Source organism: Streptomyces sp. NPDC000880 (assembly GCF_053599675.1).
The window spans coordinates 98,459-108,881 of the sequence record NZ_JBSFMS010000006.1; the positions used below are offsets into that span (position 1 = coordinate 98,459).

Genomic DNA, 10,423 nt, shown 5'->3' on the forward strand with positions numbered 1-10,423 from the left:
CGGTCCGCCTAAGGTAGGACGCATGAACGATCGCATGGTGTGGATCGACTGCGAGATGACCGGGCTCTCGTTGACGGACGACGCACTCATCGAGGTGGCCGCACTGGTCACCGACTCGGAACTGAACGTGCTCGGCGAAGGGGTGGACATCGTGATCCGCCCGCCGGACGCGGCGCTGGAGACGATGCCCGAGGTGGTGCGGCAGATGCACACCGCCTCGGGCCTCCTCGACGAACTGGCGGGCGGAACCACGCTCGCCGCTGCCGAGGAGCAGGTCCTGGCGTACGTACGCCAGCACGTGAAGGAGCCCGGCAAGGCCCCGCTGTGCGGAAACTCGGTCGGCACCGACCGCGGCTTCCTGCTGCGCGACATGCCGACGCTGGAGGACTACCTCCACTACCGGATCGTCGATGTCTCCTCGGTCAAGGAACTGGCCCGCCGCTGGTACCCGAGGGCGTACTTCAACAGTCCGGAGAAGAACGGCAACCACCGGGCGCTGGCGGACATCCGCGAATCCATCGCGGAGCTGCGCTATTACCGCGAGGCGGTCTTCGTGCCGCAGCCCGGACCCGACTCGGAGACCGCGAAGACGATCGCGGCGAAGCACGTCCTTCCTGCGCAGTAGCCGCCGCGCGAAGGGGGCGAAAACCCGGGCGCGAGCACCCTCCCCGACCCTGTACACTTTTTCTCGGCCGGTCGGGAAGAAGACCGGTCGTGGTGGGTATAGCTCAGCTGGTAGAGCACCTGGTTGTGGTCCAGGATGTCGCGGGTTCGAGTCCCGTTACTCACCCTGAAGGATCAAGGGCCCCGGTCTTCGGACCGGGGCCCTTATTCTTTTCCGCAGCGCTATTGGATCTGTGGATCCACGCTACGACGACTCGCGTACGACCAGCTCCGTCGGGAGCACGATCCGCGGCCGCTCGCCCGTGCCCCCCGTAATCTCCTGAAGCAGCACCTCGGCCATCGTGCGGCCCATCTCCTCGATCGGCCGGCGCACGCTGGTCAGCGCCGGGTCCAGGTGGCGGGCGTCGGGAGGCAGGCCCGCCGCCGCGAGAGCGGCGCGGTAGCCGTCCAGGCGGCACTGGGCGCCGTAGACATCCAGGCGTCCGGTGATCGTCGCTATCGCGCGGCGGCCGCCGGCCACGAGATGCGCGACTGCGCTGCGGGCGCCCTCGAAGTTGTCGGAGTCGACCGCGGGGAGCGTCTCGGCGGCCGACCTGCGACCGGTGATCACGAGCGCGCGGCCGCACGGTTGGGTACGTATCCGAGTTCGGCGACGGCGGCCTCGACGACGGCGCGGGTGCGGTCGCTGACCCCCGGCGAACCGTTGATCACGCGGGAGACCATGCCGCGCCCGACACCGGCGCGTGCGGCGACCTCTTCGAGGGTGGGTCTGCCCGTGCCCCGCCCTCCGTTGCGCGTACGGATTGTCCGAGTCACCAGGCTTGGGACCAGGGCTACGCGAACGGCACGTTCGCTACCGTCTCCTGCCCGGCCTGGATGCTCGGCTACGTCCAGGACAAGGGCGGGGCCGCGGGCAAGGACAAGTGGGACATGGCCGCAGCGCCCAAGCCCAGCAACTGGGGCGGCTCCTTCCTGACCGTCCCCGCGGCGGCGCCCCGGTACACCGGTCCGGTGGCCATGCTCACCGGCGGCTCGACGGTCAGCGCCGGTGAGACCTTCACCCAGGCGCTGATGGAACGGCCCGGCCGGACGGTCAGGATCGGGGAGCACACGCAGGGTGTCTTCTCGGACGTGATGCGGCGCGCGCTCCCCGGCGGCTGGGAGTTCATGCTGCCGAACGAGGAGTTCCTGACTCGTACGGAAGCGACCTTCGACGGTCCGGGCGTCCCGCCGCATTTGCGTGAACCGGTCTTCACGGACGAGGAGCTCGCGCGGGGAAGGGACTCGGCCTTCGACCGGGCGGTCGCCGTGCTCAGCCGCCGGTAGCACGAAGCGCGCGTTACGGCGCGAAGCCCGCACCGGCGCCCGTACCGCCGCCGGACGTCTCGGTGGGGGTGGGGGTGGGCGTCGGGGTCGGCGGCTTGGCCTCGCGCGCCGTGCGGTGATCGTGTCGACCTCGCGCTCCAGCTGCTCGACCGCGGCCCTGGTCTGGTCGGCGGCGGGTCCGTGGCCGAGCGACGCGGCGTTGAGACGCAGCACGGTGAGCGGCGTACGCAACCGGTGCGACAGGTCGGCGGCCAGCTCGCGCTCATTGGCGAGGAGCTGGACGACCTGGTCGGCCATGGAGTTGAAGGCGATCGCGGCGGAACGCAGTTCGGTCGGCCCCTCCTCGGGGACGCGCGCGCCGAGCTTGCACTCGCCCAGGTCGTGCGCGGCGCCCGCGAGGCGCTGGGCGGGCTGCACCATGCGGATGCCGAGCCGGTCGGCGACCGCGACCGAGCCGACGATCAGTGCGATGCCGACACCGGCGAGCACCAGCCAGGCGGTGTCCACACCGTTGGAGACCTCGCCCTCCGGTACGAACACCTCGACGATGGCGATCTGTCCGGTGCTGATCGCGGTCGGCGCGAGCAGCGCGGAGCCGCCGGTCACCTCGGTGATGGAGGCGCGGCCGAGCTGCTGCGTGGTCGTCAGGTCCTTCTGAGTGGCCCGGCGGGTGCCGATGTTCACCGGCTGGCTGCCCGGCTCGCCGGCGGCCGGTATGTGCACGGCCATCCGCCCGGCCGATCCGGCCTGGGTGGACATCACCGCCCGCTCCAGCGGAACGCGGTCGGCGGTGATGGAGAGCGTGGGGCCGATGGCAGCGGCCTGCCGCTCGGCGTTGGAGAAGGCCCGGTCCCTGGCCATCTCCTTGATGACAAGCCCGAGGGGTATCGCGAAGGCAGGGCTTGAGGACAAACCGCCGCCGGGGTCCCGGTCACCGCGCTAACGGAACGTCGCGGGCGGCGGTACGGGTGAGGGCTTCGCGCTCGCGTCGGTCACCGCGGCCGCGCCGCCCGTGAAGTCGGTGAGCGCCTTGCCGTGTTCGACGCGGCCGGGATGCGGGTCGCTCGCGACGCGGCGGGTCAGTTCGGCGACAGGCAGCGCGACGTCGGACGCGAGCAGCACCGCATTGCCGAACCGGCGGCCGCGCAGCACCGTCGGGTCGGCGGCGAGAGCGAGCTCGGGGAAAACGGCGGCGGCGGTGGCGACCTGAGCACGCAGATGGGCGAGCGGCGGCCCGTCGGCGAGGTTCGCCGCGTAGTGCCCGCCCGGCTTCAGGACCCTGCGCACCTCGGCGAGGAATTCCGTACTGGTCAGATGCGCGGGGGTGCGGGCTCCGCTGAAGACGTCGGCGATCACCAGGTCCGCCCAGCCCTCCGGGACCTTGCCGAGCCCGGCGCGGGCATCGGCCGACCGGACGCGTATCCGTGCGCCGGGGTCCAACGGGAGCTGTTTGCGGACCAGTTGGACCAGCGGGACGTCCAACTCGACGATCTGCTGGGTGGAGCGGGGGCGAGTCGCCGCGATGTAGCGGGCAAGAGTGAAGGCCCCGCCGCCGAGATGCACGACCTGGAGGGGGCGGCCGGGCGGGGCGGCGAGATCGGCGACATGGCCGAGACGGCGCTGGTACTCGAACGAGAGATGGACCGGGTCGTCGAGGTCGACATGGGACTGCGGGGCGCCGTCGAGGAGCAGCGTCCAGCCGCGCGGCCGCTCACGGTCGGGTATCAGCTCGGCGAGCCCGCCGTCGACCTGCTCGACGACGGGTTCGGGGCTGCCTGCCCCGCCCGTACGGCTGCGCCGCTTGCTCTTCGCCACCAGCCCATTATCGGCGCAGTACGGACGGGTGGCTCAGCGACCGGGGCTCAGCAACACTTGTCGGCGGCCTCGATGAGGCGGGCCGCCTCGCCGAGCGCCTCGCGCAGCACCACCGGATCGGTGACCGGGTCGGCGGCGTCCGGCGGGAGCAGCCAGTCAGCGCCTGTGCCAGTGCCGGTGACCGGGGGTTCGGCAGGGATACGCAGACCGCGTCCCGACGTCTGCGTACAGGCGCTGCCCGGCATGTCCCAGCCGTCCGCGGTGCCGGGCGGCACCAGGAAGCCGAGGGTGTCGCAGGTGCCGTCGTGGAGCACCGGGCCGACGGCCGGTCCTGCGCCGCGGCGCAGGATGTCGACGGCCTCGAGCCCCTGCCGGGCGGGGACGGTCACCAGATCGCACGGCTCGGCGTCGTCGCCGGGCGGTGCGCTGCTGTCCGGGGTTGGCCTGTGGTGAGCAGTCGTCGCAGTCGTGCGTGAGCCGCCGTTGGCGCTGGTCTCCATGCCGATCTCCAACAAGGGGATCCCCTCCTCGCTCGAGTGGAGACACGCATCGCGCCTCCGAATGGTTCAACGCCCGTGCGCGTCAAGGGCTACGGCGGCCCGCCGCCGCAAAGAGTGGCAGTTCATGGCAGATCGAGGGCGAGATATCCCTTTTGTAGCTAAACCCTGTGTGTGCGGCCCATCACAGCAGGTACGTTCTTGCTCCGCCGGAACACGGCTGCACCAAGAGAGGGCTCGGCCATGGCGTCATCGTCACAGGCATCACGGGCAGTTCCCAACCTCGCCTTCCGCCGGCTGCGGGGGCGGCACTCGCCGGGGGAGTTCGCGGCGAGTGTGCGCAAGGCGGCTCGAGAGATCGGCGAGCAGGTCTCGTGCGACGCCCGCTATATCGGGCGCGTCGAGGCCGGCGAGATCCGCTGCCCGAACTACGCGTACGAGCGGGTGTTCCTGCACATGTTCCCCGGTCTGGCGCTGGCGGACCTGGGGTTCGCGGCGCGGGAACAGGTGCGGGGCGGCGGACGGGGGCGGCCGCCCGAACCTTGCAGCCCCCTCGACCCTCTCGACCTTTTTGACAGCACCAGCAACATCGACAGCGACATCGACGAGGAGAGCGACGTGCTGCGTCGCGCATTCATGACGAGCGGCTCCGCCACCGTGGCGGCCGCGTCTCTCGGGCTCGGCCCCAATCCCGGCCTTGTGCCCGCACAGCGACGCGTCGGCGAGGCGGAGGTGAACGCCGTCGAGGACGCGGTACGGCGGATCCGGCTGCTCGACGACCGGCATGGCGCGGACGGGCTCTACCAACGGGCCGCGCAGCCGCTGCGGGCGGCGTACGCGCTGCTCGACGCGGGCACGGCCGCGCGCCCCTCGACGGCGGACCGGCTGCACGCCTGGGCGGGCGAACTCGCCATCTCGGTGGGCTGGCTGGCGCACGACTCGGGTCGGTTCGACGATGCGCGCTCGCACTACGCGGAGGCGCTGGCGACGGCTCGGGTGGCGGGCGATCCGGCGCTGGAGGCGCACGCGTTCTGCAACACGTCCTTCCTGGCGCGGGACGCGGGCCGCCACCGGGAGGCGGTCCGCTCGGCCCAGGCGGGTCAGCGGGCGGCGGGGCACCTGGCCTCGCAGCGGCTGCTGTGCCTGCTCTCGCTTCGGGAGGCGGGCGGCTGGGCGGGGCTCGGGGACCGTGCGGGCTGCGAGAAGTGCCTGGCGCGGGCGCACGCGTACTTCGACCGGGGCCGCGCGGACGCGGATCCGGAGTGGATGTCCTTCTTCGGCGAACCGGAACTGGAGGCCCTGCAGGCGCAGTGCTGGTCAGCCCTCGGCGACTGGCCCCGAGCCGTCCGCCACGCCCGCAGGGCGGCCACCCTCCAGGACGGCCGGTTCACTCGCAACCTGGCCCTGTACCGGGCGGAACTGGCAGCGGACCTGGCCCGCGCCGGAGTCCCGGACGAGGCGGCAGAGGCGGGCCACCAGGTGCTGGACCTGCTGACGGGGGTCCAGTCGTCACGCATCCAGTCGATACTGGCGGACACGGCGAGGGTGCTGCTGCCGAAGCGGAGGACGGGAAGTGTCGGTGCGTTCCTGGAGCGGCACGGGGAGTCGCTGCGCAGGGCGTGACGCGGGCACCACCCCCGGGGGCCCACGGCGCGGGTCGCGGACGCCACGGGGTGCGGGTCGCGGGCGCACGTGGCGCGCGGCGGGGGTCGCCTCCGGCGGGAGGCTCACCCCTCCAAATGGCCCGTGTCGTTCCAGCGCTCCACCGCCGGCGCCCCATACGCCCACCCCAGCACCGACAGACTCGTCGGATCCAGCTTGATCCGCGCCGCGAACGACGGGTCCAGGCCCAGCCACCGCGCCCCCAGCACCCGCAGGATGTGACCGTGCGCGAAGACCAGCACGTCGCGGTCGGCCGAGCGCGCCCACTCCACCACCTCGTCCGCCCGCGCGCCGAGCTCCGACAGGGTCTCGCCGTCCGGGACGCCGTCGCGCCAGATCAACCAGTCCGCGCGGTCCGCATGGATGTCGGCCGGGGCCAGGCCCTCGTACGCCCCGTAGTCCCACTCCATCAGCGCGTCCCACCCGGTCGCCCGCTCCGCGAACCCCGCCAGCGCGCATGTCTCCGCCGCACGCACCAGCGGGCTCGTACGGACCTCGACGCCCTCCAGGCCCGACCACGGTGCCCGGTGCAGCCGCTCGCCCAGCAGTTTCGCCCCGCGCCTGCCCTCTTCGAGCAGGGGGATGTCCGTCCTGCCGGTGTGCTTGCCGAGCAGCGACCATTCCGTCTGGCCGTGCCGGGCGAGCAGGATGCGCGGTGCCATGCGGGGTCTCCCTGAGATTCACATCGGGTGGCCTTCCATCATCGCGCACATGAACGCGGGGCAACCTCCAAGCCGATCTCGGCGTCCCTGTACAGGCTGGGACCTTCCGACGGAGCGCTGCCCTGTACACCGTACGGTTGAACGGTGGCCGATGGCTGCCTGAACACAAACTGGAGAAACGTTCGGATGCCGTACACCGCGCCCCGCCATCGGCCCCGCTGGTGGACCGAACTGACGCTGATCGCAGTGGTCTACGCCGCCTACTCGGCGGGCCGGCTGCTCGCCCGCGGCAATGTGTCGACCGCGGTCGACAACGGCATGGCGATACTCCGGGCCGAGAAGGCCCTCCTCCTCAACGCCGAGCACCCGCTCAACCGCCTCTTCAGTCAGACCCCCGCCCTCGGCATCCCCGCCGACTTCGCGTACGCCTCGCTGCACTATCTCCTCACTCCGGCCATCCTCGTCTGGCTCTTCCGCCGCTCCGCCCGCTACCACGCAGCCCGCACCTGGCTGATGCTCTCCACGCTGCTCGGCCTCGTCGGCTTCACGCTGCTGCCGACCTGCCCGCCGCGGCTGCTCGCCCCCGGTGAGGGGTTCGTCGACACGATGGCGCAGTACAGCTCGTACGGCTGGTGGGGCGACGACGCCAGCGCGCCGCGCGGCCTGGGCGAGATGACCAATCAGTACGCGGCGATGCCGAGTCTGCACGTCGGCTGGGCGCTGTGGTGCGGCGTGATGCTCTGGCGGCACGGGCGCACACCGCTGATGAAGGTCCTCGGCGTCGCCTACCCGCTGCTCACCACGCTCGTGGTGCTGGGCACGGCGAACCACTACTTCCTGGACGCGGTCGCAGGCGCCGCGGTGATGGGCGTCGGCGCACTGCTGACGCGGCCCGCGATGCGCCTCGCCGACCGGGTACGCACACTGGTCCTGTCCGCTCCTTCCGGCTCGAAGTCCCCGATTGTCAGTGCCGGATGCGAGACTTCCGCGGGTGAGCGAATCCCTGGACAGCGGACCTCCTCCGCAGGCGCCGACGACAGCACTCCGGCAGCGGCTCGCTGAGCTGCGCGGCCCCGCCGCCCAGCCACATCCGCTCGACGCCCGCGCGCTGGCCGCCCTCGCCGCGAACCCCGGCTGCAAGCGGCGCGCGCTGCTCGACGGCGCCGGGGTGGACAAGGCTGCGCTCGCCTCCGCACTGGGGTCCCCTGCGGCGTTCGGGCAGTCGCAGTTCGCGTTCATGCGCGGCAATGCCTTCGAGGCCAGGGTCAAGGCCGACGGCGGTACGGAACTGATGCGGCTGCTGGGCGTGGACGCCCCGGCCGAGGTCCTGGTGCCCGATCTGTCCGCGGCCGGTCCCGAGGGCCGGGCCGCGCGTACCGCGCTGGCGCTGCGCGAGGCGACCGCGGCCGGTGCCCGGGACGGGGCATGGACGCTGCTCGACCACCCCCTGCTGGCGCTGGAGGTCGCGGGCTCCCCCGCCTATCTGGAGCCGGACGCGGTGGTCGTCCACCCCGGCGGGCGCTGGACGGTCGTCGAGATCAAGTCCTTCCCGATGATCGACGCGTCGGCGGACGCGACGAAGGTGGGCGCGGCCGCGCGCCAGGCCGCGGTGTATGTGCTGGCGCTGGAGCGGGTCGCCGCGCTGACGGAGGGCGCGGAGGTGGCGCACTCGGTGCTGCTGGTCTGCCCCAAGGACTTCTCCAATCTGCCGACCGGGTCCGTCGTCGACGTACGCAAGCAGTTGTCGGTCACCCGCCGCCAGCTGGCCCGGCTGACCCGGATCGAGGACATCTCCGCGGCGCTGCCCGAGGGCACGACCTTCGACCTGGAGCGGCCGGCTGAGGAGCTGACGGCGGCGGTCGAGTCGGTGTCCGCGGCTTACGCCCCCGAGTGCCTGGCCGCGTGCGAGCTGGCCTTCCACTGCCGTGACCGGGCCCGCGAGTCGGGCGCGGTCGAGGCGCTGGGCCGTGGGGTGCGCGGCGAGCTGGGCGGGTTGACGACGATCGGCGACGTCCTGGCGGCGGCGCGGGGGGCCGCGGGCGATCCGGACGATCCGGCGGTGGCCGCCCTGCGCAGGGCCGCGGCGCTGCGGGCCGAGGCCCTGGAGGCGGCCGGATGTCGCTGATCTCCACCCTCGCCCGGCTGGAGGCCGTGGAGTCGGGGCGGGCCACCCCGCTCGCAACCGTGCGCCACCGGCATCTGTCCGAGCGGCCGCTGGTCTTCGTGCCGCTCACCACGGCTGGTGAGGCGGGGGCGCCACTGGGCGCGCTGGTCGGCACCGATCCGGAGGAGCCGCGGCTGCTGGTCGTGGCGCAGCCCCGCGACCGCGATCTGCGCTTCGCGTTCCTCGCGGAGCTGGCCGACGCGGTGCTGCCGCATCTGGATGCGTACGCCGACGACATCGAGCCCGCCGAGCGCAACGAAACGGACCCGGAGACGGGCAAGCGCGTCAAGGTCGAGGTCGAACTGTGCGCGGACGCCCCGCAGTTGATTGTGCCGGGGCGGGCCGGCATCGACTTCGTACGGCTGCTCGGCCGGTCGATGCGGTTCCGGCGTACGGCGGAGGAGGACCCCGACGCGCCCTACCCCGCGCCGCCGCGCGTGCCGCTCCTCGGCCGCTGGCTCACGCACTACGGCGAACGGGCCCGGGTGCCCGGCTCCTCACTGCTCGTCGCCGCGACCGATCTGCTGAACCGGCACTGGGCGAGTGGCCAGTCCAGCCTGGAGGACCAGCATCTGGGCGCGCTGCTCGCCTGGATCGATCCACCCGACGGGAGATCCGGCGCGGAGGCTGCGCTGCGGGCCGAACTCGCGCGGGACCGGGACGGGCAGCTGCTCTGCCCGCCGGCCGGGCCGGCCACCGACCCGGCCTTCGACAACAGGCTGCTGGCCCCGGCCGTGGAGCGCTACGACCGTGCGCGACAGGCGCTGGGCGCGGCGCAGGACGGCGCGGCGGCGGATGCGCGACTGGGTGAACTGACCGTCGCCGAGCAGGAGATCCGTCGGCTCGTGCTGACCCAGCTGCGGCCCACGTGGCACGCGGTGTGGCGCAGCCTGGAGCTGTTGCGTGAGCTGCCGGAAGGGTCCAGGGCGGCGGACCGCTGGACGCGGGACCGCTGGTCGTTCACCGCGCACCGCGATCGCGTACGGGCGGGCGAGCCGCCGCAGCCGCGCCGCGACGACGCGGTGACGGCCGCGCAGAAACTCGCCTCCCGCGAAACGGCCCAGGCGCAGCTGGAGGCCCAGGAGGCACTGGACGACCCACTGGTGCTCGCGGGGCGCAGGCTGGCGGGCGAGGCGTTCCTGGGCGAGGTGACGGAGGTCGTGATGGCCTGGTCCGACTCGAAGCGGCCGAGCCCGCGTCCGCTGCTCACGGTCCGCACGGACGACCGCCCGCAGCTCGCCGAGCGGGCGAAGGTGTACCGCTCGCTGGAGGACAAGCCGCAGACGGCGGAGTTGGTACGGTACGAGGCGGAGGGAACGCTGGTGCTGCGGCTGACGGACCGCATGGGCCGCGCCAAGGACCCGGCGGTGGGCTCGGTCCCGGGGAAGGGCGAGCGGATCGCCTGGACCCTGTTCGAACACGACCAGCGGGGTGGCCCGAAGCTCCCGCCCCCGGAGGAAACGCCGTGGACCCACGGTGGGCCCCCGGGCACGTCGGCTCAGAGCCCGGACCCCGTGACCCCGGAGGACGTGCTGTGACCCGGCCCGACCAGGGCGCGGTGGAGTTTTCCCACCCGCCCGCGCATGACGCGGAGGGCCTGCTGCGGCGCGCGGACGTGGCGATGTACCAGGCGAAGCGGGACCGCACGGGCGTGGAGGTGTACGAGTCCAAGC

At 72.8% G+C, this 10,423-nt stretch carries 8 protein-coding genes, 1 tRNA gene and 3 pseudogenes; 7 read left to right on the forward strand and 5 right to left on the reverse strand.

The features are described from left to right. Positions 1-22 precede the first annotated feature (22 nt). On the forward strand, positions 23-625 hold the full coding sequence (gene orn, locus ACWDO5_RS03730; RefSeq protein ID WP_450528072.1) for an oligoribonuclease: 603 nt from the start codon (positions 23-25) through the stop codon (positions 623-625). 92 nt (positions 626-717) lie between these two features. Beyond that, positions 718-790 (forward strand) — tRNA-His (locus ACWDO5_RS03735). 78 nt (positions 791-868) lie between these two features. Here ACWDO5_RS03735 and ACWDO5_RS03740 read toward each other — a convergent pair. Further along, positions 869-1,347 (reverse strand): annotated as a pseudogene (locus ACWDO5_RS03740) (substrate-binding domain-containing protein). 99 nt (positions 1,348-1,446) lie between these two features. On the opposite strand from ACWDO5_RS03740, the pseudogene ACWDO5_RS03745 reads away from it, so the two are divergent. Then, positions 1,447-1,950: pseudogene (locus ACWDO5_RS03745) on the forward strand (S41 family peptidase); the annotation flags it as partial. 70 nt (positions 1,951-2,020) lie between these two features. Here the strand turns inward: ACWDO5_RS03745 and ACWDO5_RS03750 are convergent. The 3 genes and pseudogenes from ACWDO5_RS03750 to ACWDO5_RS03760 form a co-directional block, all read right to left on the reverse strand. Beyond that, positions 2,021-2,862, reverse strand: a pseudogene (locus ACWDO5_RS03750) (histidine kinase dimerization/phospho-acceptor domain-containing protein); the annotation flags it as partial. Between the two features lie 27 nt (positions 2,863-2,889). Further along, entirely contained in the window at positions 2,890-3,765 is an 876-nt protein-coding gene (locus tag ACWDO5_RS03755) for a spermidine synthase (protein ID WP_450528074.1), read from the reverse strand. A 47-nt stretch (positions 3,766-3,812) separates the two neighbouring features. Next, positions 3,813-4,265: a hypothetical protein gene (locus tag ACWDO5_RS03760; protein WP_450528076.1), complete on the reverse strand. Its 453-nt coding sequence runs from the start codon at positions 4,263-4,265 to the stop codon at positions 3,813-3,815. A gap of 240 nt (positions 4,266-4,505) precedes the next feature. On the opposite strand from ACWDO5_RS03760, the gene ACWDO5_RS03765 reads away from it, so the two are divergent. Continuing rightward, complete coding sequence (locus tag ACWDO5_RS03765) at positions 4,506-5,885, forward strand: tetratricopeptide repeat protein (RefSeq protein WP_450528078.1); 1,380 nt, start codon at positions 4,506-4,508, stop codon at positions 5,883-5,885. A gap of 104 nt (positions 5,886-5,989) precedes the next feature. Here ACWDO5_RS03765 and ACWDO5_RS03770 read toward each other — a convergent pair whose 3' ends face one another. Beyond that, entirely contained in the window at positions 5,990-6,586 is a 597-nt protein-coding gene (locus ACWDO5_RS03770) for a histidine phosphatase family protein (protein WP_450528080.1), read from the reverse strand. Between the two features lie 186 nt (positions 6,587-6,772). On the opposite strand from ACWDO5_RS03770, the gene ACWDO5_RS03775 reads away from it, so the two are divergent. From ACWDO5_RS03775 to ACWDO5_RS03785, 3 genes are read left to right on the forward strand one after another with little or no spacing between them, the layout of a single operon-like run. Next, entirely contained in the window at positions 6,773-7,648 is an 876-nt protein-coding gene (locus ACWDO5_RS03775) for a phosphatase PAP2 family protein (RefSeq protein ID WP_450528082.1), read from the forward strand. After that, entirely contained in the window at positions 7,578-8,711 is a 1,134-nt protein-coding gene (locus ACWDO5_RS03780) for a hypothetical protein (RefSeq protein ID WP_450528083.1), read from the forward strand. Before ACWDO5_RS03775 ends, ACWDO5_RS03780 begins: the two co-directional genes overlap by 71 nt. Then, the gene (locus ACWDO5_RS03785) at positions 8,702-10,288 is read left to right on the forward strand and encodes a hypothetical protein (protein WP_450528084.1); all 1,587 of its coding nucleotides are present in this window, start codon (positions 8,702-8,704) and stop codon (positions 10,286-10,288) included. The genes ACWDO5_RS03780 and ACWDO5_RS03785 overlap by 10 nt, the downstream gene beginning before the upstream one ends. Positions 10,289-10,423: the final 135 nt, after the last annotated feature.

Bases quoted from the DNA above. Each gene is read 5' to 3' on its own strand.
- orn (WP_450528072.1), top strand. From the start codon at position 23: ATGAACGATCGCATGGTGTGGATCGACTGCGAGATGACCGGGCTCTCG.
- ACWDO5_RS03760 (WP_450528076.1), bottom strand. From the start codon at position 4,265: ATGGAGACCAGCGCCAACGGCGGCTCACGCACGACTGCGACGACTGCT.
- ACWDO5_RS03765 (WP_450528078.1), top strand. From the start codon at position 4,506: ATGGCGTCATCGTCACAGGCATCACGGGCAGTTCCCAACCTCGCCTTC.
- ACWDO5_RS03770 (WP_450528080.1), bottom strand. From the start codon at position 6,586: ATGGCACCGCGCATCCTGCTCGCCCGGCACGGCCAGACGGAATGGTCG.
- ACWDO5_RS03775 (WP_450528082.1), top strand. From the start codon at position 6,773: ATGCCGTACACCGCGCCCCGCCATCGGCCCCGCTGGTGGACCGAACTG.
- ACWDO5_RS03785 (WP_450528084.1), top strand. From the start codon at position 8,702: ATGTCGCTGATCTCCACCCTCGCCCGGCTGGAGGCCGTGGAGTCGGGG.